This window comes from Minwuia sp. IMCC3009, from assembly GCF_029909415.1.
Classification (GTDB): domain Bacteria; phylum Pseudomonadota; class Alphaproteobacteria; order Minwuiales; family Minwuiaceae; genus Minwuia.
This window is the reverse complement of record NZ_CP123781.1, coordinates 1789427-1812980: the sequence shown is the minus strand read 5'-3', so window position 1 is coordinate 1812980 and position 23554 is coordinate 1789427. Positions and strand designations below refer to the sequence as shown.

20 protein-coding genes are annotated in these 23554 nt (G+C 65.0%); 12 read left to right on the top strand and 8 right to left on the bottom strand.

What is annotated here, in order from left to right:
• The first annotated feature begins 80 nt into the window (after positions 1 to 80).
• Both hflX and QGV55_RS08585 read left to right on the top strand, forming a co-directional pair.
• Complete coding sequence (hflX, locus tag QGV55_RS08590; RefSeq protein ID WP_348637710.1) at positions 81 to 1313, top strand: GTPase HflX; 1233 nt, start codon at positions 81 to 83, stop codon at positions 1311 to 1313.
• On the top strand, positions 1310 to 2242 hold the full coding sequence (locus tag QGV55_RS08585; protein WP_281023729.1) for a TauD/TfdA family dioxygenase: 933 nt from the start codon (positions 1310 to 1312) through the stop codon (positions 2240 to 2242). Before hflX ends, QGV55_RS08585 begins: the two co-directional genes overlap by 4 nt.
• Here QGV55_RS08585 and QGV55_RS08580 read toward each other — a convergent pair.
• The 3 genes from QGV55_RS08580 to QGV55_RS08570 all read right to left on the bottom strand — a co-directional run bounded on the left by QGV55_RS08580 (position 2163) and on the right by QGV55_RS08570 (position 5154).
• Positions 2163 to 3107, bottom strand: coding sequence for a prephenate/arogenate dehydrogenase family protein (locus tag QGV55_RS08580; protein ID WP_281023728.1), 945 nt, complete (start codon positions 3105 to 3107; stop codon positions 2163 to 2165). The two genes, QGV55_RS08585 and QGV55_RS08580, sit on opposite strands and share 80 nt — an antisense overlap.
• Complete coding sequence (gene hisC, locus QGV55_RS08575) at positions 3104 to 4195, bottom strand: histidinol-phosphate transaminase (protein WP_281017239.1); 1092 nt, start codon at positions 4193 to 4195, stop codon at positions 3104 to 3106. The genes QGV55_RS08580 and hisC overlap by 4 nt, the downstream gene beginning before the upstream one ends.
• Positions 4196 to 4284: 89 nt before the next feature.
• A complete protein-coding gene (locus QGV55_RS08570; RefSeq protein WP_281017240.1) occupies positions 4285 to 5154 on the bottom strand; it encodes a chorismate mutase in 870 nt (289 codons plus the stop codon).
• Between the two features lie 208 nt (positions 5155 to 5362).
• On the opposite strand from QGV55_RS08570, the gene QGV55_RS08565 reads away from it, so the two are divergent.
• The 3 genes from QGV55_RS08565 to pcaF all read left to right on the top strand — a co-directional run bounded on the left by QGV55_RS08565 (position 5363) and on the right by pcaF (position 8911).
• The gene (locus tag QGV55_RS08565) at positions 5363 to 6349 is read left to right on the top strand and encodes a D-glycerate dehydrogenase (protein ID WP_281017241.1); all 987 of its coding nucleotides are present in this window, start codon (positions 5363 to 5365) and stop codon (positions 6347 to 6349) included.
• A gap of 41 nt (positions 6350 to 6390) precedes the next feature.
• Positions 6391 to 7620 carry a kynureninase gene (gene kynU / locus QGV55_RS08560; RefSeq protein ID WP_281017242.1) on the top strand — a complete coding sequence of 410 codons (1230 nt, stop codon included), beginning with the start codon at positions 6391 to 6393 and terminating at the stop codon, positions 7618 to 7620.
• 85 nt (positions 7621 to 7705) lie between these two features.
• Positions 7706 to 8911, top strand: coding sequence for a 3-oxoadipyl-CoA thiolase (gene pcaF, locus QGV55_RS08555; RefSeq protein WP_281017243.1), 1206 nt, complete (start codon positions 7706 to 7708; stop codon positions 8909 to 8911).
• 32 nt (positions 8912 to 8943) lie between these two features.
• On the opposite strand, the gene pheT is transcribed toward pcaF, so the two are convergent.
• The 4 genes from pheT to rpmI all read right to left on the bottom strand — a co-directional run bounded on the left by pheT (position 8944) and on the right by rpmI (position 13117).
• Entirely contained in the window at positions 8944 to 11352 is a 2409-nt protein-coding gene (gene pheT, locus QGV55_RS08550; RefSeq protein WP_281017244.1) for a phenylalanine--tRNA ligase subunit beta, read from the bottom strand.
• Positions 11349 to 12422, bottom strand: a complete 1074-nt coding sequence (pheS, locus tag QGV55_RS08545) for a phenylalanine--tRNA ligase subunit alpha (protein WP_281017246.1) — start codon at positions 12420 to 12422, stop codon at positions 11349 to 11351. The genes pheT and pheS overlap by 4 nt, the downstream gene beginning before the upstream one ends.
• A 102-nt stretch (positions 12423 to 12524) precedes the next feature.
• Positions 12525 to 12899: a 50S ribosomal protein L20 gene (rplT, locus tag QGV55_RS08540; RefSeq protein ID WP_281017247.1), complete on the bottom strand. Its 375-nt coding sequence runs from the start codon at positions 12897 to 12899 to the stop codon at positions 12525 to 12527.
• Positions 12900 to 12919: 20 nt separating this feature from the next.
• Positions 12920 to 13117: a 50S ribosomal protein L35 gene (gene rpmI, locus QGV55_RS08535; protein WP_281019876.1), complete on the bottom strand. Its 198-nt coding sequence runs from the start codon at positions 13115 to 13117 to the stop codon at positions 12920 to 12922.
• A gap of 614 nt (positions 13118 to 13731) precedes the next feature.
• Here rpmI and QGV55_RS08530 point away from each other — a divergent pair.
• From QGV55_RS08530 to QGV55_RS08500, 7 genes are all read left to right on the top strand, one after another.
• Positions 13732 to 14289, top strand: a complete 558-nt coding sequence (locus QGV55_RS08530) for a GNAT family N-acetyltransferase (RefSeq protein ID WP_281017248.1) — start codon at positions 13732 to 13734, stop codon at positions 14287 to 14289.
• 632 nt (positions 14290 to 14921) lie between these two features.
• Entirely contained in the window at positions 14922 to 15776 is an 855-nt protein-coding gene (locus tag QGV55_RS08525) for a TauD/TfdA family dioxygenase (RefSeq protein WP_281017249.1), read from the top strand.
• Positions 15777 to 16148: 372 nt separating this feature from the next.
• The gene (locus QGV55_RS08520; RefSeq protein WP_281017250.1) at positions 16149 to 17132 is read left to right on the top strand and encodes a hypothetical protein; all 984 of its coding nucleotides are present in this window, start codon (positions 16149 to 16151) and stop codon (positions 17130 to 17132) included.
• Positions 17133 to 17204: 72 nt separating this feature from the next.
• Positions 17205 to 17726, top strand: coding sequence for a TRAP transporter small permease (locus QGV55_RS08515; protein ID WP_281017251.1), 522 nt, complete (start codon positions 17205 to 17207; stop codon positions 17724 to 17726).
• Positions 17727 to 17937: 211 nt separating this feature from the next.
• Complete coding sequence (locus QGV55_RS08510; RefSeq protein ID WP_281017252.1) at positions 17938 to 19260, top strand: TRAP transporter large permease subunit; 1323 nt, start codon at positions 17938 to 17940, stop codon at positions 19258 to 19260.
• 138 nt (positions 19261 to 19398) lie between these two features.
• Positions 19399 to 19620, top strand: coding sequence for a type II toxin-antitoxin system CcdA family antitoxin (locus QGV55_RS08505; RefSeq protein WP_281017253.1), 222 nt, complete (start codon positions 19399 to 19401; stop codon positions 19618 to 19620).
• Positions 19620 to 19919, top strand: coding sequence for a CcdB family protein (locus QGV55_RS08500; RefSeq protein WP_281017254.1), 300 nt, complete (start codon positions 19620 to 19622; stop codon positions 19917 to 19919). The genes QGV55_RS08505 and QGV55_RS08500 overlap by 1 nt, the downstream gene beginning before the upstream one ends.
• A 7-nt stretch (positions 19920 to 19926) precedes the next feature.
• On the opposite strand, the gene QGV55_RS08495 is transcribed toward QGV55_RS08500, so the two are convergent.
• Positions 19927 to 23529, bottom strand: coding sequence for a hydantoinase B/oxoprolinase family protein (locus QGV55_RS08495; protein ID WP_281017255.1), 3603 nt, complete (start codon positions 23527 to 23529; stop codon positions 19927 to 19929).
• Positions 23530 to 23554 lie beyond the last annotated feature (25 nt).

The following is a 23554-nucleotide window of genomic DNA, read 5'->3' as shown; positions in this document are numbered from 1 at the left end:
GGAAAGACTGACATTTGACTGAACAACATGGAACGGGTGCCGTTGGTGCCCGAACGCTGCTGATCGATCCCTGGTTGCCGATGGAGGCAACACGGGAGCCTTCGGTGGCGCTGGAGGAGGCTGTTGGCCTCTGTGACGCCATCCAGCTGGATGTGCGCCACGCGGAATCCCTGCGTCTCGACAATCCCCGCCCGTCGACCCTGATCGGCGGCGGCAAGGTGGCCGAGATCGCGGCCGCCGTGGAGGCACAGGAACTGGAACTGGTCGTGGTCGACGCCACTCTCTCGCCGACGCAGCAGCGCAATCTGGAGCGGGCGGTCGGGGCGAAGGTGATCGACCGTACCGGTCTGATTCTGGAGATATTCGGTGCCCGGGCCCGCACGCGGGAAGGGCGGCTGCAGGTCGAACTCGCACATCTGCAGTACCAGCGTTCCCGCCTGGTGCGGTCCTGGACCCATCTGGAACGGCAGCGCGGCGGTGCAGGATTCCTCGGCGGCCCGGGTGAATCGCAGATCGAGATCGACCGGCGTCTGATCGATGAACGTATCGTGCGACTGAAATCCGACCTGGAACACGTCAAGCGCACCCGCGGCCTGCACCGGAAACCCCGACAGGACGTGCCGTTCCCGGTCGTGGCGCTGGTTGGCTACACCAATGCCGGCAAGTCCACGCTGTTCAATCATCTCAGCGGCGCGAAGGTCTATGCCCGTGACCAGCTCTTCGCGACACTGGACCCGACGATGCGGGCCGTGACCCTGTCGGACGGGCGCCCGGTGATCCTCTCCGACACGGTGGGGTTCGTTGCCGACCTGCCGACCCAGCTTGTCGCCGCCTTCTCCGCGACGCTGGAGGAGGTGGTGGAGGCCGACATCATCCTGCATGTCCGCGATGCCGCCCAGCCGGACAGCCAGGCGCAGGCCGCCGATGTGGCTGGCGTGCTGGAGGGACTGGGCATCGACCCCGGCGACACACCGCGGATCGTGGAGGTCTACAACAAGATCGACCTGCTGGATGCGGAGACCCGACAGGCTGTGGCTGACGAGGCTGCGGCACGGAAGTTCCCCGGCGTGCTTGTCTCCGCGATCACGGGGGAGGGGCTGGATGATCTGGCGGCAGAAATCGCCCGCCGCATCGCCCGCACCAAGGTCGAGGTCGTGACGACGGTCGATCCCGCCGATGGCGCGTCTCTCGCCTGGCTCTACCGGAACAGCGAGATCCTGTCGCGGCAGGACGGGGAACAGGCGATCAGCCTGACGGTCCGCATGTCCCCGGCCGACGCCGGACGCTGGGCCAAGGAGCATCCCGGATCATGAAACTGGCCCCGTTGCATGATCGCTTCGGGGTGGAGGTCCTGGATGTTGACGTGCGCCAGGTGCGTGCGGGGCCACTTTTCGGGCGGATCAGGGCAGCGTTCGAGGAACACTCCCTGCTGCTCTTCCGGAACCAGGACCTCGATGATGCGGCGCACCTTCGCTTCGGCGCGCTATTCGGTCCGGTCGAGGATCGCTCCATGGGCGCGAATGGGCCTGATCCGCGGATGGACAATGTCACCAACCGGCTGGCCGACGGAACCGTCGCTGCGCCTGACAGCCTGCATACCCTCAATCTGACCGGGAATCAGCTCTGGCACACCGACAGCACCTTCCTGCCGGTGCCAGCGCTCGCCAACCTGCTGGCGGCCCGTGTCCTGCCGTCGGAAGGTGGCGAGACGGAGCTGGTGTCCACCCGCGTCGCCTGGGCCGACATGCCGCGGGACCTGAAGGCACGGACGCAGGGGGCCATATTCAGACACAGGCTTGCGCACTCGCGGGCACGCATCTCCGGGGAACTTGCCGCTCGCCCGGAAATGAACCGCTGGGGCGACCAGCTCTGGCGGTCGCTTTGGCGCAACCCCGTGAATGGCACGGACTCGCTCTATATCGCCTCCCACGCCTGTGGTGTCGAAGGCATGGAACCGGATGCAGGGCTGGCCCTGATCGATGAACTGATCGATTTCGCCACGCGCCCGGCCATGGTCTACAGCCATGTCTGGCAACCGGGAGACCTGCTGGTATGGGATGAACGCGCCACCCTGCACCGGGGGCGGTCCTGGCCCTATGAGCAGGAACGCACGCTGGCCAGCATCTGCATCTCCGCCGGTGCCCGCGACGGCCTCGCGAGTGTCACGCCTTGGGCAGGTCCGGTTCCTCCGCCACGTGCCGGCCGAAGTCGGGCACATGGGTTTCCTGACCCGCGTCGATGATCGCGCGACGGATGTCGCGGGTGCGGGTGAACAGGTCGAACAGGGCGTCGCCGTCGGACCAGCGGATCGCCCGTTGCAGGGCGGCCAGATCCTCCGTGAAGCGGCCCAGCATCTCCAGCACGGCCTCCCGGTTGTTCAGGAACACGTCGCGCCACATGGTCGGGTCAGACGCGGCAATGCGGGTGAAATCGCGGAAACCGGCGGCTGAGAACTTGATCACCTCGGACTTCGTGACCGCCTCCATGTCATCCGCCGTGCCCACGATGTTGTAGGCGATCAGATGCGGGATATGACTGGTGATGGCCAGCACCTGATCGTGGTGCTTCGTGTCCATGGTCTCCACCAGAGCGCCCATCGCAACCCAGAAGCTGCTCAGACGTTCGGTCGCTTCGGCATCGCCCCCGGGAAGGGGCGTGAGGATGCACCAGCGACCACGGAACAGGCTGGCAAACCCGGCATCCGGCCCGGAATTCTCCGTGCCTGCGATCGGGTGTGCCGGAACGAAGTGGGCGTGCGAAGGAACATGCGGTCCGACCGCGCGAACGACACCATCCTTCACCGACCCGACATCGGAGAGGATTGCGCCCGCCTCAAGGGCAGGTCCGACTTCCGCCGCCACGGTGCCCATGACACCGACCGGTGTGCAGATAATCACCAGATCGGATCCGACCACGGCCTCCGCATTGCTCGCGAAGGCCTGGTCCACCAGGCCGGAACGCAGGGCCCGTGCCCGATGGTCGGCATCGGGCGTAGCACAGACGATCTCCTCCGCCAGCCCGTCCACCCGCGCGGCGCGTGCAATGGACGAGGCGATGAGGCCGATCCCGATCAGGGTCAGCCGCCGAAACGGAATGAAATCACTCATCCTTCGGTCAGGAACTGCTGCAGGGCCGCAACAACCGCCTCATTGTCCGCCTTGGTGCCGATGGTGATGCGCAGGGCTTCAGGCAGCCCGTAGCCGCCCATCTGGCGCAGGATGATGCCGCGCGCCCGCAGGTAGGCATCCGCCGCATTCGCCTGATCCGGGCCACCGGGAAAGCGGGCGAGGACGAAATTGCCGATGGACGGCGGCACATCGAAGCCAAGAGCCTGCAGCTTGTCGGTCATCCAGGGCAGCCAGCGGTCGTTGTGCGCCCGTGCCGCATCCAGATGCGCGGTATCCTCCAGCGCGGCAATCGCCGCCGCCTGCGCCATCAGGTTGGTGTTGAACGGCCCCCGTGCACGATGCAGCACGCTGATGATCTCCGGTGCCGCATAGGCCCAGCCGACCCGCAGTCCGGCCAGTCCGAAGATCTTGGAGAAGGTGCGCGTCATGATGACATTGTCATGCTTCGCGACCAGCGCCGCGCCGGAGTCGTAGTCGTTCTTGCCGACGTATTCGGCGTAGGCCGCGTCGATGACCAGCAGGATGTCGTCGCGCAGGCCGTCGCGCAGGCGCGCAACCTCGTCACGCGACAGGTAGGTTCCGGTCGGATTGTTGGGGTTCGCGAGAAACAGGATGCGGGTGCGTGGCGTCACTGCGGCCAGCAGCGCATCGACATCGGCGCAGAAATCCGTCTCGGGCGCCGCGACCGGGGTTGCCCCGTTTGCCATGGCGGCGATCGGGTACATCAGGAAGCCGTGACGGCTGTAGAGCACTTCGTCACCGACACCGGCATAGGCGGAGGTGATCAGACCGATCAGCTCATCGGAGCCATTGCCACAGATCAGATTGTCCGCGGGCAGGCCGAAACGCTGCCCCAGCATCTGCCGCAGGCGCACCGCCCCGCCGTCCGGATAGCGATGCACCGTCTCGGCCATTTCCTTCAGGGCCGCGATGGCGCGCGGGCTGGCACCCAGCGGCGTCTCGTTTGCGGACAGCTTGCGGACGTTGTCCAGACCCTCAAGCTCCGATTCACCCCCCTTGTAAGGGGTGATCTGCATCAGGCCGGGTTGTGGTGTTGGCGTGGTCATGGCGGCAAACCTCAGGATAGCACCTCGGCACGGGACAGGACCGTGCAAGGGCGCGATAGCACTGCAAGGGCGCAGGGTCCAGAGCGGCGTCAGCCCCGGCTGTCGAGCATCCCGACTGGCCGGGCCGCGGCCCCGATCGGAATGGCCCGGTGGATCTGGCCTTCCGACTGTTGCTCCAGTGCGGCGATGCGGGGGTCACCACGACTGACGAAACCATCGATCTCCAGCAACTGCTTGAAATCATCCTCCCGGCCGCTGGTCGCGATCACGTGGCCGGAAAGACCATGCCGGTCCAGCAGGCCGCCGAGGCGGGTCCGGCTGAGCTCAGGGTCGGTCTGCACGACCACATAGCTGGTGTCGTCGCCGGATTCCTCCGCCGGATAGGTCGCGACGACCATCAGCTTGCGGTCCTCGAAGTGGCCCGTGGCGCTCTCGAAGAACGGCAGTGCGGTGACGACGCTGGCCGAAAGGTCGGATGTAGCCATGTGCGGCCACCAGGGTGACGGAACATCGTGATCCGGCCAGGGCAGGACGCCGATGGTACCCGGCGTCTCAAGCTCCTGCAGGACTCGCTGTGCGCTGCCGCACAGTGTGATGGGGGCAATGGTGCCGAAATGGTTCCGAACCACGTCCCAGTGGCTGATGGACCGCTCCGGCGCATGCAGCGCGATGCGGAAGGGGGACTGCATCTGGCAGGCATCGGCGATCAGTTCGCGCCAGATGCGGGCGACCGAGGCGACAGGCATGGCACCGTCATGTCGCTTGACCAGGGCACGGATGACATTGGCCTCCCGGCCCGGACGCACGATCGGCGCGGCGGCACCGCCGGAGGCACGCTTGGCCAGCCCGACACGCTTCACGACCGCGGCGCGCTCCCGCAACAGGGCGTGCAGCTCCTGATCGATCCGGTCGATGTCGGCCCTCAGCTTGTCCAGGCTCGCGTTGGCTTCATCAGCCATGCCCATCTTGCTCCCTCATGCTCGCACGGTCCCGCTGTCCTGGGACCGTCTCCCCTGCGGCGCGGGAGGATAATGGCAAGCTTGGATTCCGAAAACACAATTCGATGCGGCATGTGACGCCGACACGTCCGGTGATTGCTGGACAAGGCGGGAAGCCGCTGATACTCCAGCGTCAAGCGCCGTACCGCACGAGGGATTGCCGAGCATCATGAGCACCAACAAGAAGCCGCTGGTCGTTGTCACCCGCAAGCTGCCCGATCCGATCGAGACCCGGATGATGGAGCTGTTCGACACCCGCCTGAACCTCGATGACACGCCGATGACGAAGGCGGAACTGATCGAGGCCGTGAAGGTTGCCGATGTCCTTGTCCCCACGGTGACGGACCGGATCGATGCCGCCATCCTCAGCCAGGCCAACCCGAACCTGAGGCTGATCGCCAGCTTCGGCACGGGCGTGGACCACATCGACCTTGCCGGCGCGCGCCAGCGGGGGATCACTGTCTGCAACACGCCGGGTGTGCTGACCGAGGATACCGCCGACATGACGATGGCGCTGCTGCTGGCCGTGCCGCGCCGCCTGACCGAGGGTGAGCGCAAGCTCAGGGAAGGGGACTGGCAGGGCTGGTCACCGACACAGATGCTGGGTCACCGGATCTGGGGCAAGCGCCTCGGCATCATCGGCATGGGCCGGATCGGCACTGCCGTCGCCCGCCGTGCCCGCGCTTTCGGCCTGTCGATTCACTATCACAACCGCCGCCGCCTGCACGAAAGCATCGAGAAGGATCTGGAGGCGACCTACTGGGAGAGCCTGGACCAGATGCTGGCCCGCATGGACATCATCTCCGTCAACTGCCCGCATACGCCCGCGACATACCATCTGCTCTCCGCCCGGCGCCTGAAGCTGATGCGGCCGACGTCGTATCTGGTGAACACCTCCCGCGGCGAGGTGATCGACGAGAACGCGCTGACACGGATGCTGCGGGCAGGCGACATCGCCGGAGCGGGGCTGGACGTGTTCGAGCATGAACCCGCCGTGAACCCGAAGCTCCTGGCGCTCGACAATGTCGTGCTGCTGCCGCACATGGGCTCCGCGACCATCGAGGGACGTGTGGACATGGGCGAGAAGGTGCTGATCAACATCAAGACCTTCGTTGACGGCCACACCCCGCCGGACCGGGTACTGCCCGACCTCTGAGAGCGGACGCGGGTATCGGCGGGAAGCAGCAGGGCCACGCAATGGATGACCTGACGCAACGTGCCGCCGATCTCGATGCCGCCGACCCGCTTTCCGGCTGGCGGGAACGTTTCACCATTCCCGCGGGGCTGGTCTATCTGGATGGCAATTCCCTCGGGGTGCTGCCTTGCAACGTTCCGGCACGGGTGGCGGACGCGGTCTCGCGCGGCTGGGGTGAACAGCTCATCCGGGGCTGGAACGCGGAAGGCTGGATGGACCTGCCACGCCGCATCGGCGACCGGATTGCCGGACTGATAGGCGCACCCGAGAGTTCGGTGATCTGCGCCGATTCGACTTCCATCAATCTCGCCAAGGTCTTGCAGGCCGCTCTTGCCATGGTACCGGAACGCCAGGTGGTGCTCTCCGACACCGGCAATTTCCCGACCGACCTGTATGTGGCGCAGGGTCAGCTCGGCCGGGCAGGGACATTGACGACTGTCGCGCCGGAGGATGTTGCGGCTGCCATGACGCCGGATGTCGGGGTCCTGATGCTGACACAGGTCGACTACCGATCCGGGCGACTGCACGACATGCATGCCCTGACCGCCCGCGCCCGTGATCTTGGCATCGTGACGATCTGGGACCTGGCGCACTCGGCGGGTGCCCTGCCGGTCGATCTTGCCGGAGCCGGAGCGGATTTTGCCGTCGGCTGCGGCTACAAGTATCTCAATGGCGGCCCCGGCGCGCCGGCGTTCCTCTATGTGCGCCCCGAACTGCAGAATCAGGTGAACAGCCACCTGACCGGCTGGATGGGCCACGCAGCGCCTTTTGCGTTCGATCCGGACTATCGTCCCGCAGAAGGCATCGACCGGTTCCGGGTCGGCACCCCGGCTATCCTGTCGATGGTCGCCATGGATGCGGCGCTGGATGTCTGGGACGATGTGGACATGCAGGCCGTGCGGGCAAAGTCTCTTGCCCTAGGCGATCTGTTCATCGCCTGCATTGACCGGTTCGCCGGCGACCATGATCTGCGCCTGGCCAGCCCACGCGACGGCGACAGCCGCGGATCACAGGTGTCATGGCACTGTCCTGATGGCTACGCCGTCATGCAGGCTCTGATCGACCAGGGCGTGATCGGCGACTTCCGGGAACCGGACGTGATCCGCTTCGGCTTCACGCCGCTCTATCTTTCGTTCGCGGATGTGCTGAAGGCCGCGAAGACGCTGGAGGACATCCTGCGCAACCGGACCTGGGATCAGCCGCGGTTCCATGCACGCGCCAAAGTGACCTGATAACGGAAGCGGTTGAGACGTTTACAGCGTCGGCGGACGCCCTATCCTTTGAAAAACAGTGAACCACCCCGAGAGGAAACGAGACATGGCTGAAGCGTTTGTATGTGAGGCAGTGCGGACACCGTTCGGACGCTTTGGCGGCGGGCTGAAGACTGTACGCGCCGACGATCTGGCGGCTCACCCGCTGAAGGCGCTGAAGGAGAAGCTGACCGGCGTCGACTGGGACGCCGTGGATGACGTGATCTACGGCTGTGCCAATCAGGCGGGGGAGGACAACCGCAATGTCGCCCGCATGGCCTCCCTGCTGGCCGGCCTGCCGGAGAGTGTTCCCGGCTCCACCATCAACCGGCTCTGCGGGTCGTCCATGGATGCCGTCGGTACGGCAGCACGCGCGGTGAAGGCAGGCGAGGCGGAACTGATGATCGGCGGCGGTGTCGAGAGCATGACCCGCGCGCCCTTCGTCATGGGCAAGGCGGACAGCGCGTTTTCCCGCTCGGCACAGATGTATGACACCACCATCGGCTGGCGGTTCGTCAATCCGCAGATGAAGAAGATGTACGGCGTCGATTCCATGCCGGAGACGGCGGAGAACGTGGCCGCCGATTACCAGATCAAGCGCGAGGATCAGGACGCCTTTGCCTTCCGCAGCCAGCAGCGCGCGGCGAAGTCACAGGCGGACGGTATCTTCGCGGAGGAGATCGCGGCGGTGACCATCCCGCAGCGCAAGGGCGATCCTGTCGTTGTGGCCGATGATGAACATATTCGCGGCGGTACCACGCTGGAGGCCCTCGCCAAGCTGCCCGCGCCGTTCCGTGAAGGTGGCTCCGTGACCGCAGGCAATGCCTCAGGCGTGAATGACGGCGCCTGCGCCATGATGATCGCGACGGAGGCGGCGGCAGCCCGCAATGGCCTGACTCCGCGTGCGCGCATCCTCGGCATGGCGACCGCCGGTGTGCCTCCCCGGATCATGGGCTTCGGTCCGGCCCCGGCGTCGGAGAAGGTGCTGGCACAGGTGGGGCTGACCATCGCCGACATGGACGTCATCGAACTGAACGAGGCCTTTGCCGCCCAGGCACTGGCCGTGACCCGTCAGCTCGGCCTGCCCGATGATGCTGATCACGTGAACCCGCATGGCGGTGCCATCGCCCTCGGCCATCCGCTGGGTGCCAGCGGCGCGCGCCTGATCCTGACAGCCGTCAACCAGTTGCACCGCACCGGCGGCCGCTATGCGCTCTGCACCATGTGCATCGGCGTCGGGCAGGGCATTGCCATCGTGCTGGAGCGGGTCTGAGCCTTCCTGCGCGGCGGTTTCGGTCGAACGACTCAGCCGCGCAGGCTTGCGCCTACTGACTTGGCCATGTTGGCGATGACCTTTTCGCCGACCGCGTCGATTTCCTTGTCGGTCAGCGTGCGGTCCATGGGTTCCATTCGCACGGACATGGCCACGGACTTGGCATCCGCGCCGATGCGCTCGCCCTCGTAGAGGTCGAAGATGTCCACCGCCGTGATCAGGTTGCGATCGGCACCGCGGGCGGCGCGGATCATGTCGGCGACGGCCACATCGCGGGCAACGACGAAGGCGAAGTCGCGCGTCACGGCCTGGAAGTCGGAGACGGTCAGCGGCGGGCGCGTCGTCTTGCGACCGGCCTTCGGCTGCGGGATGGCATCCATGAACACCTCGAACCCGACCAGCGGCCCCTTGATGTCCAGTTCCTCCAGCACCGCCGGATGGATTTCGCCGAACTGCGCCAGCCGCAGCTTCGGACCCAACTGGATGACGCCCGAACGGCCCGGGTGATACCAGGCGGATGCACCGCGCGCGATCTGGACCTTGGACGTGTCCAGCCCGACGGCGTTCAGCAGGGCCTCCGCGTCGGCCTTGGCGTCGAATGCGTCCACGGCGCGGGGGCTGGCGGCCCAGTGACGGTCGCCGGTACGTCCGCGCCGTATGCCGCCGGCCACCGTGTCCTGCCCGTCAGGGGCATCGCTGCGGTACTGCGGACCGACCTCGAACAGGGCGATGTCGCCGTTGCCCCGTGCTGCATTGCGTGCGGCGGCGGTGATCAGGTTGGGCAGCAGCGACGGCCGCATGCAGTCCAGATCAGCGGAGATCGGGTTGGCGAGCCGCAGGGTCGCGTCGCCGCCACCGAACAGTTCCGCCTGCGCCTTCGGCAGGAACGACCAAGTCACGCATTCATACATGCCGCGCGCGGCCAGCGCCCGGCGGGCGGTGCGCACGTTGCGTTGCCCGGCCGTCAGGGAAGGGGTCGCCACGTCGCTGAGACGCGGCAGCTGCACGGTCTCGATATGGTCATAGCCGAAGATGCGAACGACATCCTCGACCAGGTCGGCTTCGCCATCCACATCGATGCGCCAGCTCGGCACGCTGACCTGCATGTCCTCGCCCTCACCTTCGACGCCGAAACCGAGGTCGCTCAGGATACGGCGGGTCTCTGTCTCCGGCACCTGCACACCGCCCAGGGAGGCGATTCGGCTCTGGCGCAGGCGCAGGGTGCGTGACTGGTCAGGAATCGCACCCGTCTGCACGATGTCACTGGCCTCGCCACCGCAGAGCGTGGTCACCAGACGCGCCGCGACATGGATGCCCCAGGCCACGCTTTCCGGGTCGACGCCGCGTTCGAAGCGATAGCGGGCATCGGAATCGATACCGTGCCGCCGACCGGTCTGGGCCGTGCGAACCGGATCGAACCAGGCGCTCTCGATGAAGACGTTCACCGTCTCCGCCGTACAGCCGTTCGCCGCGCCACCCATCACGCCACCGAAGCCATGGGCGCCGGAGTCGTCGGCGATGACGCATTCGGTGCCCGCCATCTCGTAGGTCCTGTCGTCCAGGGCGACGAAGGACTCGCCTTCGCGTCCCAGACGGACCTGGATGTCGCCCTGCACCTTGTCCGCGTCGAAGACATGTAGCGGGCGGCCAAGGTCGTAGGTGACGAAGTTGGTGATGTCGACCAGTGTCGAGATCGGGCGCAGGCCGATGGCCTTCAGCCGTCGCTGCATCCACTCAGGGCTCGGGCCATTCCTCACACCACGGACGTAGCAGCCGTGAAAAACCGGGCAGGCATCCGCCGTCGCCGGATCGTCGAAGGTGAAGCGTACCCCGATGGGGGAGGGGAAGGCACCGCCGACTGGGCTGCGGTCGAACGGCTTCAGGGTGCCCAGTCCGGCAGCGGCCAGATCGCGGGCGATGCCGTGGATGCCGAGGCACTCCTGGCGGTTCGGCGTGATCGCCACCTCGATCACCGGATCGTCCAGCCCGACGACACCGGCGAACGGCACACCCACGGGTGCGTCTGCGGCCAGTTCGATGATGCCGTCATGTTCGTTCGACAGCCCCATCTCCCGCTCTGACACCAGCATGCCGTTGGAGTCGACACCGCGGATCTTCGTCGGCTTCAGGGTAAGGCCGGTGCCCGGAATGGTCAGGCCGGAGCGGGCGAAGACGCCCTTCATGCCCGTCCGCGCATTGGGCGCGCCGCAGACCACCTGCTCGATACCGCTGCCGGTATCGACCTTGCAGACGCGCAGCCGGTCGGCGTCCGGGTGCGGCACGGCCTCCACCACATGGGCCACTGTGTAGTCGGCCAGTTCGGCGGCGCGGTCAGTGACGCTCTCCACCTCCAGCCCCACGGCGGTCAGCTTCTCCAACACCTGTTCCAGGGTCGCATCTGTCTCCAGATGATCCTTCAGCCAGCCAAGGGTGAGTTTCATCGGCTCAGCCCCCCGCCCAGCGATGGCACATCTGTCGGCTGGAACCCGTAATGGCGCAGCCAGCGGACATCCGAATCGAAGAAGGCGCGCAAGTCAGGGATGCCGTACTTCAGCATCGCGATCCGGTCGATGCCCATGCCCCAGGCAAAGCCCTGCCACTCTTCCGGGTCCAGCCCGCAGGCGCGCAGGACGTTCGGGTGGACCATGCCGCAGCCGAGGATTTCCAGCCAGTCGGTGCCTTCACCGATGCGGATCTGGCCCTTGTCGAAGGAACAGCCGATATCGACCTCCGCGGACGGTTCCGTGAAGGGGAAATAGCTGGGGCGGAAGCGCATCCGCACCTCGTCCAGTTCGAAGAAGGCGCGGCTGAAGGCTTCCAGCGTGCCCTTCAGATGTCCCATGTGCAGGTTCCGGTCGATCACCAGCCCCTCGATCTGATGGAACATCGGCGTATGGGTCATGTCGGAGTCGGAACGGTAGGTGCGGCCCGGAATGACGATGCGGTGCGGCGGGTCCTGCGTCTCCATGGTGCGGATCTGCACCGAGGAGGTATGAGTCCGCAGCAGCATCCGCTCCCCGTCGTCCTTCGGATCGAAGAAGAAGGTGTCGTGCATGTCCCGCGCCGGGTGGGCCGGCGGGAAGTTCAGGGCCGTGAAGTTGTGGAAATCATCCTCGATGTCCGGCCCTTCGGCGATGGCGAAGCCCATGTCGGCGAAGATCTCGGTGATCTCGTCCACCACCTGGCTGACCGGATGGATGCGGCCCGTCACCTCGGGCCGGGCGGGCAGGGTGATGTCCACCTGCTCCGCGGCCAGGCGCACTTCCAGCTCCGCGCGCTTCAGGGCGGTGCGGCGGTCGTCGATGGCCTGGTTGAGGGAATTCTTCAGCGCGTTCAGGCGCGGGGCGACCTGCTGGCGCTCGGCGGGGTCCATCTTGCCCAGGCCACGCATGACCTCGCTCAGACGGCTCTTCTTCCCCAGGGTGGCGACACGTGCCGCCTCCAGATCGCCAAGATTTGCGGCGTCCGTGATCTGGCCGATCAGGTCGGCCTCAAGCTTCTCGATATCCATTGTTCAACGCTGCTCGCTGTGGGTCCGGCGGGAACAGGCCCGAACCGCATTCAGGTACGGGCCTGTTCCACCAGATCAGTCGAGGCGTCAGCCGCCGGTCGCTTACTCGGCGGCGTACTTTGCCTCGCGGGCGGCCCGGGCCTGATCGACCAGAACCTTGAAGGCGGCGGGATCGCGCACGGCGATGTCGGCCATTACCTTGCGGTCAACTTCGATGCCTGCATGCTTCAGGCCGTCGATAAAGACGCCATAGGTCATGCCATGCTCGCGCACGCCGGCGTTGATGCGCTGGATCCAGAGGGCGCGGAAATTCCGCTTCTTCACCCGCCGGTCGCGATAGGCGTACTGCAGTGACTTCTCGACCCGTTCGCGGGCCATGCGGATGGTGTTGTTGCTGCGGCCGCGGAAACCCTTGGCCTGCTTCATGACTTCCTTGTGGCGCGCCCTGCTGACGACGCCACGCTTTACACGTGCCATTTCTCTGCGTCTCCTTCAGGTCAGCCGTAAGGCATGTATTGCTTGACGATCTTCGCATCGCAGTCGGCCATGATGGTCGTGCCGCGCTGGTTGCGGATCTGCTTCTGGGTTCGTTTGATCATGCCGTGGCGCTTGCCCGCCTGCTGCATGCGCACCTTGCCGGTGGCAGTAAGGCGGAACCGCTTCTTGGCGCCGCTCTTTGTCTTCATCTTGGGCATTTGCTTCCTCTCTCGATGGATGATGCGGGACGGAGCCCCCATCTGCTGAACGGTCAACGCGGCATGCCCTGCCGGAAGACCGGTGAAGCGCGGCTTATAGCGGCTGCCCGCGCCGGTTTCAAGCCTTGCCGCCGCTTCGCCCAAGCCCCCGCACGAATGCGCTGTCGGCAGGCTGCGGATCGTGCTACATTACGTTGCGTAAACCACATGAAGCGGAGGCTATGAAAATGACGCCACCGAACCAGGCAGTGACCTGCTGAACATCCGGTGTCAGGCCCTGACGGGCCAGCAGACACCATTGGTCGAAACTGAGCGTCGCGGGCCGCATCCCCAAGGGGCGGTGCGACGCGAACAGGCCGGAGAAATCACCGGCCAGCCGTACATACGGTAACATCGCTGCCCAGGGTCCGATCCGCAGGGCGCACCCTCCGTCCGGTCATCATCTTTCCCGCCGGTCGCAGTGGCGCGACACCTGGAAGGCCCGCCATTCAGGCTATACAGACGGGCAGCAGCGCAAGACAGACCTCCGTGCCTGGACAGGGCTCCGCCGTTATCCCCAAACCGGCGGGGCCCTGTTATTGTGGCGCCCGTTTCAGCCATGAGCCGGTTTCCCAATGACCAGAATACCCATGCAGATCAGTCGGTTCCGCGCCGATGATGTCACGGCGGTTGCGGCGCTCTACGGGCGCGCGGTGCGTATCGGCGCGCGCCAGGCCTATCCACGCAAGGCCCTGCTTGCCTGGGCCAGACCACGCCTGTCGATGCGGTTCTTCCGCAATCGCATGCTGCCCACCTGGACCTTCGTCGCGACCGTGCCCGGCGGCGGGGCGACGCGACAGCGATTCCCGGGTGCGGGGCAGGGCGGCAGCCTCGGGCACGGCGGGGAGGTCGTGCTGGGCTTCGCGGAGATCATGCAGGACGGCCACGTCCGCATGCTGTTCACCGACCCTGCGGCCACCCGCAGCGGCATCGCCAGCCGCCTGCTGGTCCACGCCCTGGACCACGCCCGCAGCCACGGAATCACCAGTTTCACCACCGATGCCAGCCGCCTCTCCCGCCCCGTCTTCGCCCGCGCCGGTTTCCGCCCCATGGGCCACCGCCTCCGCGCCGTCGCCGGAGCAAGGCTGCTGACCACGCGGATGGTGCTGCGACCGGGGAGGCATGCCGTCTGACGCCTGATTCTGTCGCCTCAGAGAGGCTTCTGCCGAAAGTCTCTCATCATGCTGACCGTGTTTCCGGATACGGAGAGAACCTTCCAGCCCAGATAGGCGTACAGGCTGATGTTGTCCTTCATGGGTTATGGGTATTGAGGTGCATTTCCGTGTAGCCGTTGTTGCGCACCTCGGTGATCGTGTTCGTGGATCGTGCATGCGCAGATTCAATGCATTCCAAGATTGAACCGGTCTCGGAGACGACCTCTGGGCGGATAGTGGCAATCATTCCTGGCATTCCCAAGGGCAGGTTACGGGGAACAGCAACATGAAAGCGGTTGTGGGATGTTGGTGGTGTCTGTCTGGTGGTCGACGTGATGACGCTCTTCGGCGAAGGTGGGCCAGCAGGTTTCGGCCAGCCACAAACTACCTGCTTCCATAATTTTCCATAATATTGATTATACGATATTTACGACGGTCGGCGGAGAGGCGCGAAAACCTCCTGAAACATTCCCCTGTCTGGTCCGCAATACGCCCATGCGCATCTCGCGCCTGTTCCCTCTAATGCACTTGTGTTAAACCGACGCCTGACACATGCAGGACATTGAACCGGAACCGGCACAGAACCGGTCCGCAGGCGGGAGATCACAATCATGGCCGACACAGCAGCGCAGCCATTCAAAATCGAACCCACACCCGGCGGTGTCGGTGCCTTCGTGCAGGGTATCGATCTGGCCAATGATCTGAGCAGCAACACGGTCGGCGCGCTGCGCCAGGCCCTGGGCGATCATTGTGTGCTGTTCTTCCGCGATCAGAAGCTGACACCGGACCAGCATATCGAGGCAGCGGAGAAGTTCGGCGAGATCAACGTCAACCGCTTCTTCTCCCGTGTTCCGACACACGACAAGATTGCCCTGGTCGTCAAGGAACCGGACCAGACGGCCAATATCGGCGGTGCCTGGCACACGGACCATTCCTACGATCAGATCCCCGCCATGGGTTCCATGCTGCTGGCGCGGCAAACGCCGACGCGCGGCGGTGACACGCTGTTCGCCAACATGTACGCGGCCTACGACAGTCTCTCCGACGGTCTGAAGCAGACCCTGAACGGCCTGCGTGCGGTCCATTCCAGCCGACACCGCTTCGGCCCGAACGCCCAGGGGCGTGAAGGCTACAAGGGTCGTCTGGGCAATGCCGAGCTGGCGCAGCAGGATGCCGTGCATCCGGTGGTCATCAGTCACCCGATCAGCGGCCGCAAGGCGCTCTACGTCAACGACGCCTTTACGCTGCAGTTCGAGGGCTGGACGAAGGAAGAGAGCGAGCCGTTGCTGAAGATGCTCTACGCCCATGCGTCCCGGCCCGAGCATACCTACAGGTTCCAGTGGGCACCGGGATCGATCGCATTCTGGGACAACCGGGCAAGCTGGCACTATGCCGTCAACGACTATCACGGCGCCCGGCGGGAGATGCACCGCATCACGCTGGAGGGTGAGGCGCTCGACGCCTGACCGCAGGCCGCCTGCGCCCTTCCTACCAGACCTCGCCAGAGCTTGACCCGGGTGCCGGCAGTGCCGCACGCACGTGGGAGACTGGGCTCGCGGATCAAGTCCGCGAGCATCGTGGGAGGTGGAGAGGGTGAACTGTCCCTGCCCCCCAAGCCACGCTGTACCCGGGCTTGATCCGGGTACCCAGAGTGCCGCGCAGACGTCGGAGCATGGGCTCACGGATCAAGTCCGCGAGCGTCGTCTTTCCGGAAGGGCGAGCAACAACAGACGGTTCCCACGGGAATGTCGCGCACGCCCATTCCACCCCCGTACCCTTGCGCTGCCCCCTGCCCCTGTTCATAGTTTCCCCAACGAAAAAACAGGGAGGGGAAGCCAATGCGCTATCCGGATATTCGCGGTCTCGTGACCGCAGCGGCCCTCGGGGTCGCGGCACTGGCCGGTGCCAGCGCGGCACAGGCCCAGACGACACTCGTCGCGGCAAGCTGCTTTCCGCAGAATTCGTTCTTTTCCAAGCGCTTCGAAAGCGTTGTGAAACAGATAAACGAGCAGGGTGGCCAGACCGTCAAGATCAACTATCTGGGGGGCGCGCCCGCCATTGGCAGCCCCTTCACCATGGTGCAGAAGCAGGCACAGGGCGTCTATGACCTGGTGAACTGCACCGGTGCCTATTACCAGAACGTGGTGCCGGAGGCGGATGCCTGGAAACTGCTGGAACGGACGCCGGACGAGATCCGCGCCAATGGCGGCTGGGCGCTGATGGAGGAGATCCACGGCAACAAGAACCTGAAGCCGCTGGGGCGCATCCACTACGGCACCCCGTTTCACCTCTACCTCGGCAAGGGCAAATCCATCGACAAGCCGGACCTGACCGGCCTGCACCTGCGCGTCGCGCCGATCTACACCAACTTCTTCAAGGCGCTGGGCGCCACCACGCAGAATTCGGACCTGGCACAGATCTACCCGCTGATGGAGAACGGCACGGTCGGCGGCTTTGGCTGGCCGATCACCGGCATGCGTCCGGGCTGGGAAGAAGTCACCGCATCGCGCGTCGATCCCGGTTTCTATGATGCCGACATCAATGTGCTGGTGAACCTGAAGAGCTGGAACGGCCTGAGCGACAAGGCGCGGAAGTTGATCACCACGGTCGTCATGCAGATGGAGAAGAAGGCGGTCGGCGTCGACAAGACCGCCGTCGAGAAGTCCATGGCGAAACAGGCTGAGCAGTACACCATCATCACCTTTACCGGCGATGACCGGGCGAAGTGGCTGGGTACGGCACGTGACGCAGGCTGGGCCGGGCTGGAGGAGACCAGCCCCGCCAATGCGGCGAAGCTGCGTGCGCTGTTCGCGAAGGAATAGTCCACTGGTCGGGGACGCGGGGGATCGTGCCGTGTGGCGCGGTCCCCTGTTTCGTTTCGGAAACCGGATGACATGACCGCCCTCGCCGCCATCGACCGCGCCTTCGGGGTCGCCTACGGGCTGGTCGGCCTGCTGGTCGGGCTGACTGTCGGCGGTTTCGCGCTGTCCATTTCCGTGGACCTGGCGCTGCGCCTGTTCGGCTGGGGCAACCTGTCGGGCCTCAACGAGATCATCGAGTATCTGCTGTTTGCCGGCGTGTTCCTGGGTGCCCCCTGGGTCCTGCGTCAGGGGTCGCACGTGCGCGTCGATCTGCTGGTCGGCAACCTGCCCGCCCCCCTCGCCCGTGGGCTGGAGCGTCTGCTGGATCTCGTCGGATGTGCCGTCTGTCTGGTACTGGTCCACTACGGCTGGGTCAGTCTGGACAGCGCCTGGATGTTCCAGTCGATGCAGCACAAGTATTTCGCCATGCCCGAATGGGTGCTGCTGTCGGTCTTCGTCGCCTGTTTCACCCTGCTGGCCATCGAGTTCCTGTTCCGTCTGCTGCGCGGCGGCGCGGCCCCCGATGCGGAAACCGACCAAGCGAAGGGGTTGTGATGCTGGCTGCGATGGCCCGATACCGCGGTGACCAATCGCCACCGCCGGGATTCCCCCCCACCTCGATCCTCCCCCTCCAGGGGGAAGGAAGGAGCACCGCCGCATCACGGCATTTCCCCTCTTCCCCCCTTGCGGGGGAAGTGGCCGCGAAGCGGTCGATGGGGGGTGCAGCCGAAGGCTACCCCGCCTCGACCACGGCGGACCACCAGTCATGATCATGGAGTGGTACTGGGCGCTGGCCATGATGCTGGGCATCGTCATCGGGCTGATGTTTCTCGGCCTGCCGGTGGTATTTGCCTTCTTCGCCGCCAATATCGTCGGCGTCTATGTCTTCATGCGCGGCGAGATCGGCCTGTCGGTGATGCCGATCGAGTATGTCTTCGCCATCTCCCGCTTCTCCCTCGTCCCGGTGGCGCTGTTCATCCTGATGGGCGAGATCCTGTTCCAGACCGGGGTGGCATTCCGGGCGATCAAGGCCATCGACCGCATGATCGCGCGGATGCCGGGACGGCTGACCGTCGTCTCCATCGCGGGGGGCACCGTCTTCTCCTCCCTCTCCGGCTCGACCATCGCCAATACGGCCATCCTGGGCAGTGTCATGCTGCCCGACATGCTGAAACGCGGCTATCAGCCGAAGCTCGCCATGGGTCCGATCATGGCGGTTGGCGGCATCGCCATGCTGATTCCGCCCTCCGCGCTGGCCGTGCTGCTGGCCAGCCTGGCGGAGCGCTCCATCAAGGATCTGCTGATCGCCGGTATCCTGCCCGGCATCCTGATGGCGATCCTGTTCGTGGTCTATGTCATGGCACGCTGCCGCATGAATCCGTCCCTCGCCCCGGTCGATGACGAGCCGGAGACCGCGCACGGCTGGGAACGCTGGGGCCCGTTCGTGCGCGATGTGCTGCCGCTGTTCACCATCTTCGCGGTGGTGGTGGGCAGCATCTTCTTCCGTGTCGCGGCCCCGGAGGAAGCGGCGGCGCTGGGCTGTGTCGCCGCCCTGGTGGTCTGCGCCTGCTATGGCGAACTGACCTTCGCGCGGCTGAGGAAGGCGCTGACCGAGACGGCCAGGATCAACGTCATGATCCTGTTCATCATCGCCGGTTCCCTCACCTTCTCCCAGGTGCTGCAGATCTCCGGTGCGACCAGCGGCCTGCTGCAGCTTGTGGGCGGTCTGAACCTGACACCGATCACCGCCATGGCGCTGATGATGCTGATCCTGCTGTTCCTCGGCGCCTTCATGGATCAGGTCTCCATGGCGCTGCTGACCCTGCCCTTCTTCCTGCCCATCGCCGACAGCCTGGGCATGAACCCGATCTGGGTCATGGTGATGATGCTGATCGCCATGGAAATCAGCCTGCTGACGCCGCCGTTCGGGCTGCTGCTCTACATCATGAAAGGCGTGGCCCCGCAGGAGATCCGCCTGACCCAGATCTATGCCGCCGCCCTGCCCTTCATCGGACTGGAACTGCTGGTGCTGGTCTTCCTGATGCTGTTCCCGGAGATCGCCGTCTGGCTGCCGGGACAGTTCAGGTAGCCGGCGCGCAAGAAACCTGTTCCGGTCGACAGTTCTGGTCTCTCGACATACGCCGGTTCCCGACAGCTATCGAGGGTCGTGTCTGTTGTCTCGCCATTGGTTATGCGCATAAGATATGCGCAACAGACGAGGAAAATCATGGCGAAAATTCGTACAAACCTGTCTCTGGAAAGCGAACTGGTTGCAGAGGCCAAGGCGCTCAAGGTGAACATGTCACTCGCTGCCGAGTCCGGGGTCCAGGATGCAGTTTGCAAGGCCAGGGAAGAGGCATGGCGGCGTGACAATGCCGCTGCTATCGGTTCGTACAACGAATGGGTGGAGGAAAACGGTATTCCATTGAGTGAATTCCGCCAGTTCTGATGCCACGCTACGATGTCTTTCCCGGGCCGAATGATGACAGCCTTCTGCTTGATGTTCAGGCTGATCTTCTGGACGAAATGAGCACCAGGGTGGTGGTGCCGCTGATGGAAAGATCCGCGGCACCGCAGGCCGCGGACCGGCTGAACCCGGAATTCACCATCAACGGCAAGCAATACGTGATGGTCACCCAGTTGCTGGCAACCGTACCGGCATCATTGCTGCGCCAGCCGGTTTCCAGCCTTTCGCCCGAGTTCGCGAAGATTTCGGGCGCACTGGATTTCCTGTTTCAGGGTTACTGACGAGGCTTCACGCAGACCCGAATCCCCCGCCCCCCGGGCTTTCGATGATGATGGCGTCGCCGGGGTTCAGGTCTGCGATCGACCAGCCGGGGCGCTGTTCGGTGTCGCCGTTGGCGCGGACGACGAAGTTCCTGCCCACGGCCCCGTCTTCACCGCCGTTCAGGCCGAACGGTGCGACCTTGCGATGGCTGGAGAGGAAGGAGGCCGTCATTGCCTCCCGGAACTGGATCCGGCGCACGGTGCCGTCGCCGCCATGGTGTGCGCCCTTGCCGCCTGATCCGGTGCGGACGTGGAAATGCTCCAGGATCACGGGATAGCGGAATTCCAGCACTTCCGGGTCGGTCAGGCGGGTATTGGTCATATGGGTATGGACCGCACTGGTGCCGTCAAAGTCCGGCCCGGCCCCTGCCCCGCCACAGATGGTTTCGTAGTACTGATGGCGTTCATTGCCGAAGGTGAAGTTGTTCATGGTGCCCTGCGCGGCCGCCATGACCCCCAGCGCACCGAACAGGCAGTCGGTAATGCACTGGCTGGTCTCCACGTTCCCGGCCACGACGGCGGCCGGATAGACCGGACGCAGCATGGATTTCTCCGGGATGATGACCTTCAGCGGTTTCAGACAGCCGCCGTTCAGCGGGATCTCCGAATCCACCAGACAGCGGAAGACATAGAGCACCGCCGCATAGGCCACCGCCGTCGGCGCGTTGTAGTTGGTGGGGTGGGTCTCGGAGGTGCCGGTGAAGTCGATCACGGCGGAGCGGTCATCATGGTCGATACTGACCTTCACCTGAATGACGGAACCATCGTCCATCGGATAGCTGAATTCCCCGTCGTGCAGCACGTCGATAACGCGGCGCACGGATTCCTCCGCATTGTCCTGCACATGGCCCATGTAAGCCCGCACCACGTCGAGGCCGAAATCCTCCACCATGCGCCGCAGTTCCCGCGCGCCCTTCTCGCAGGCGGCAATCTGGGCGGCCAGGTCGGCCATGTTCTGGTGCGGATTGCGCGCCGGATACTTGCCGGAGCTCAGCAGATCGATGGTTTCCTGTTCAAGCAGTTTGCCACCATCGACGAGCAACACATTGTCCAGCAACACACCTTCCTCCTCCACATTGGTGGAGTCGGGGGGCATGGAGCCGGGCGTCTTGCCGCCAATGTCGGCGTGATGGCCGCGCGATGCGGTATAGAACAGCACCTCTGCCCCCGCATCGTCATAGACCGGGGCAATGACGGTGACGTCAGGCAGATGCGTGCCGCCGTTGTAGGGCGCGTTCAGCATGTAGACGTCGCCGGGCTTCATCGTCGCCGCGTTCTCCCTGACAACGGTCTTGATGGATTCCGACATGGAGCCGAGATGCACCGGCATGTGCGGCGCATTGGCGATCAGTTCCCCCGCTGCATCAAAGACAGCGCAGGAGAAGTCCAGCCGCTCCTTGATGTTCACCGAATAGGCCGTGCGCTCCAGCACCACGCCCATCTGCTCGGCGATGTTCATGAACAGGTTGTTGAAGATCTCCATCATCACCGGATCGGCTTCGGTGCCGATGGCGCGGGCGTTGCTGCGCGCCTCCACCCGGCGCACGATCAGATGCCGTTTCGCCGTCAGTTCAGCCTGCCAGCCCGGTTCTATGACGGTGGTCGAGGTCGGTTCGCGAATGATCGCCGGACCACTGATCGTGGCGCCCGGCTGCATCGTCTCACGGTCGAAGACACCGGTCCTGTGCTCCTCGCCCGCCATCCATGACGAGACCTCGGCGATGCGGTCCGGTTCGTTGGCGACACCGTCGCTCTCCGGATCGTCGATGACATCACCGGGGGCCATGGCCTCCACCGTTGCCGCTTCGACGATGATTGTCTTCTCGGGGCTGGTGAAGCCGAACTGCTGGCGATGCGCGGTCTCGAAGGCCTGCTTCGTCTCTTCCAGGCTGCCGAAGGCGATGGCCAGCGCGGTATCGGAGCCGTCGTAGCGCACCAGCGCGCCGCGCCGGGTCTCGATCACTTCCGCGGCAATGTCCTGCGCCAGAAGTTCCTTCTCCGCTTCCGTGGCCAGCGCATCATGGACGCGACCGACCTCCGCCACACCGGCGTCGTCCAGCGGCAGTTCAACCGCGCGTTCGCGCAGCGCCCGCGTGTCGGCCAGGCCCATGCCATAGGCGGACAGCACACCGGCATGCGGGTGCAGCAGCACCGTCTCGACGCCCAGCTTGTCGGCCACCAGGCAGGCATGCTGCCCCCCTGCCCCGCCAAAGCAGTTCAGGACGTACTTGGACACGTCGTAGCCACGCTGGATGGAGATCTTCTTGATCGCATTGGCCATGTTCTCGACCGCGATCTCCAGAAAGCCTGCCGCGACCTGCTCCGGGGTCCGGCTGTCGCCGGTCTCCGCCGAGATGCGGGCCGTCAGTTCCTCGAACTTCTGCCGCACGGCCTCGGCGTCCAGCGGTTCATCGCCATTCGGGCCGAAGACATGCGGAAAATGATCCGGCTGCAGCTTGCCCAGCATGACGTTGCAGTCCGTGACCGCCAGTGGTCCGCCCTTGCGATAGCAGGCCGGTCCCGGATTGGCCCCGGCGGAGTCCGGCCCCACCTGATAGCGCCCGTCCTCGAAATGCAGGATCGAGCCACCACCGGCGGCAACCGTGTGGATCAGCATCATCGGCGCGCGCATGCGGACCCCGGCCACATTGGTCTCGAAGGCCCGTTCGAACGTGCCGTCATAGTGGGACACGTCAGTGGAGGTGCCGCCCATGTCGAAGCCGATGACCTTGCCGAAGCCCGCCATCTCTGCGGTGCGGACCATGCCGACGACGCCGCCTGCCGGGCCGGACAGGATCGCATCCTTGCCCTGGAACAGGTTGGCGTCGGTCAGCCCGCCGTTCGACTGCATGAACATCAGCCGCACATCGCCCAGCTCGCTCGCCACCTGATCGACATAGCGGCGCAGGATCGGCGACAGATAGGCATCGACCACGGTGGTGTCGCCCCGGCTGACGATCTTCATCAGCGGGCTGGTCTCGTGGCTGGTGGAAACCTGGGTGAAGCCGATTTCCCGGGCCAGATCGGCCACGGCCTTCTCGTGGGCCGGATAGCGGTAGCCGTGCATGAACACGATGGCCGCAGCCCGGATTCCATCGTCGAACACGGCCTGCAGTTCCTGCCGCGCAGTGTCCAGGTCCAGTGCCTCCAGTTCCTCACCGGCCGCATCGACCCGGCCTGGCACCTCGATCACGCTGTCGTAAAGCATCTCCGGCAGTTCGATATTCAGCGCGAACAGGTTCGGGCGGTTCTGGTAACCGATGCGCAGCACATCGCGGAAGCCGCGATTGGTCACGAACAGGCAACGGTCGCCCTTCCGCTCAAGCAGGGCATTGGTGGCGACGGTGGTCCCCATCTTCACCGCCTCGATCTGGTCGGAGGGGATGGGATCATCCGGGCCGAGACCCAGCAGGTCGCGAATGCCCTGAACGGCGGCATCACGGTACCGCTCCGGGTTCTCCGACAGGACCTTGTGCGTCACCACCGACCCGTCAGGACGACGCCCGACGATATCGGTGAAGGTCCCGCCACGATCGACCCAGAACTGCCACATGGAATTCATCTCCTTCATCATCTCGCCTGCCGTGATTCCCGCG

Excerpts from the sequence above, each read along its gene's own strand:
- hflX (WP_348637710.1), top strand. The coding sequence starts at position 81 with ATGGAGGCAACACGGGAGCCTTCGGTGGCGCTGGAGGAGGCTGTTGGC.
- QGV55_RS08585 (WP_281023729.1), top strand. The coding sequence starts at position 1,310 with ATGAAACTGGCCCCGTTGCATGATCGCTTCGGGGTGGAGGTCCTGGAT.
- QGV55_RS08580 (WP_281023728.1), bottom strand. The coding sequence starts at position 3,107 with ATGAGTGATTTCATTCCGTTTCGGCGGCTGACCCTGATCGGGATCGGC.
- hisC (WP_281017239.1), bottom strand. The coding sequence starts at position 4,195 with ATGACCACGCCAACACCACAACCCGGCCTGATGCAGATCACCCCTTAC.
- QGV55_RS08570 (WP_281017240.1), bottom strand. The coding sequence starts at position 5,154 with ATGGCTGATGAAGCCAACGCGAGCCTGGACAAGCTGAGGGCCGACATC.
- QGV55_RS08565 (WP_281017241.1), top strand. The coding sequence starts at position 5,363 with ATGAGCACCAACAAGAAGCCGCTGGTCGTTGTCACCCGCAAGCTGCCC.
- kynU (WP_281017242.1), top strand. The coding sequence starts at position 6,391 with ATGGATGACCTGACGCAACGTGCCGCCGATCTCGATGCCGCCGACCCG.
- pcaF (WP_281017243.1), top strand. The coding sequence starts at position 7,706 with ATGGCTGAAGCGTTTGTATGTGAGGCAGTGCGGACACCGTTCGGACGC.
- pheT (WP_281017244.1), bottom strand. The coding sequence starts at position 11,352 with ATGAAACTCACCCTTGGCTGGCTGAAGGATCATCTGGAGACAGATGCG.
- pheS (WP_281017246.1), bottom strand. The coding sequence starts at position 12,422 with ATGGATATCGAGAAGCTTGAGGCCGACCTGATCGGCCAGATCACGGAC.
- rplT (WP_281017247.1), bottom strand. The coding sequence starts at position 12,899 with ATGGCACGTGTAAAGCGTGGCGTCGTCAGCAGGGCGCGCCACAAGGAA.
- rpmI (WP_281019876.1), bottom strand. The coding sequence starts at position 13,117 with ATGCCCAAGATGAAGACAAAGAGCGGCGCCAAGAAGCGGTTCCGCCTT.
- QGV55_RS08530 (WP_281017248.1), top strand. The coding sequence starts at position 13,732 with ATGACCAGAATACCCATGCAGATCAGTCGGTTCCGCGCCGATGATGTC.
- QGV55_RS08525 (WP_281017249.1), top strand. The coding sequence starts at position 14,922 with ATGGCCGACACAGCAGCGCAGCCATTCAAAATCGAACCCACACCCGGC.
- QGV55_RS08520 (WP_281017250.1), top strand. The coding sequence starts at position 16,149 with ATGCGCTATCCGGATATTCGCGGTCTCGTGACCGCAGCGGCCCTCGGG.
- QGV55_RS08515 (WP_281017251.1), top strand. The coding sequence starts at position 17,205 with ATGACCGCCCTCGCCGCCATCGACCGCGCCTTCGGGGTCGCCTACGGG.
- QGV55_RS08510 (WP_281017252.1), top strand. The coding sequence starts at position 17,938 with ATGATCATGGAGTGGTACTGGGCGCTGGCCATGATGCTGGGCATCGTC.
- QGV55_RS08505 (WP_281017253.1), top strand. The coding sequence starts at position 19,399 with ATGGCGAAAATTCGTACAAACCTGTCTCTGGAAAGCGAACTGGTTGCA.
- QGV55_RS08500 (WP_281017254.1), top strand. The coding sequence starts at position 19,620 with ATGCCACGCTACGATGTCTTTCCCGGGCCGAATGATGACAGCCTTCTG.
- QGV55_RS08495 (WP_281017255.1), bottom strand. The coding sequence starts at position 23,529 with ATGAAGGAGATGAATTCCATGTGGCAGTTCTGGGTCGATCGTGGCGGG.